Origin of the sequence: Streptococcus mitis (assembly GCF_946190375.1) — a bacterium.
GTDB lineage: Bacteria > Bacillota > Bacilli > Lactobacillales > Streptococcaceae > Streptococcus > Streptococcus mitis_CJ.
In genome coordinates this window covers 1-821 of the sequence record NZ_CAMIAF010000041.1, presented here as the reverse complement: position 1 = coordinate 821, position 821 = coordinate 1, and the positions used below count along the sequence as shown (strand labels likewise).

1 pseudogene is annotated in these 821 nt (G+C 50.4%); it reads right to left on the bottom strand.

The features are described 5' to 3' along the window. A pseudogene (locus N8M09_RS10825) lies at positions 1 to 821 on the bottom strand (MSCRAMM family adhesin SdrC); the annotation flags it as partial.

The window sequence follows — 821 nt, the reverse complement described above, 5'->3', positions numbered from 1 at the left end:
TCAGCGTCAACAAGTGCGTCAGAGTCAGCATCAACAAGTGCAAGCCAATCAGCAAGCACAAGCGCATCTGAGTCAGCCTCAACAAGTGCATCAGCTTCAGCAAGCACATCAGCATCTGAGTCAGCATCAACAAGTGCATCAGTTTCAGCAAGCACATCAGCATCTGAATCAGCGTCAACAAGTGCATCAGCTTCAGCAAGCACATCGGCTTCTGAATCAGCCTCAACAAGTGCGTCAGCCTCAGCAAGCACATCAGCGTCAGAATCAGCATCAACAAGTGCGTCAGCTTCAGCAAGCACATCGGCATCTGAGTCAGCATCAACAAGCGCGTCAGCTTCAGCAAGCACATCAGCATCTGAGTCAGCATCAACAAGTGCATCAGCTTCAGCAAGCACATCAGCCTCTGAGTCAGCGTCAACAAGTGCATCAGCCTCAGCAAGCACATCAGCGTCTGAATCAGCGTCGACAAGTGCAAGCCAATCAGCAAGCACAAGTGCGTCTGAGTCAGCAAGCACATCAGCATCAGAATCAGCATCAACAAGTGCAAGCCAGTCAGCAAGTACATCAGCATCTGAGTCAGCATCAACAAGTGCAAGCCAGTCAGCAAGCACATCGGCATCTGAGTCAGCATCAACAAGTGCATCAGCTTCAGCAAGCACATCGGCATCTGAGTCAGCATCAACAAGTGCGAGCCAATCAGCAAGCACATCAGCTTCTGAATCAGCATCAACAAGTGCATCAGCTTCAGCAAGCACATCAGCTTCTGAATCGGCATCAACAAGTGCGAGCCAATCAGCAAGCACAAGCGCATCTGAGTCAGC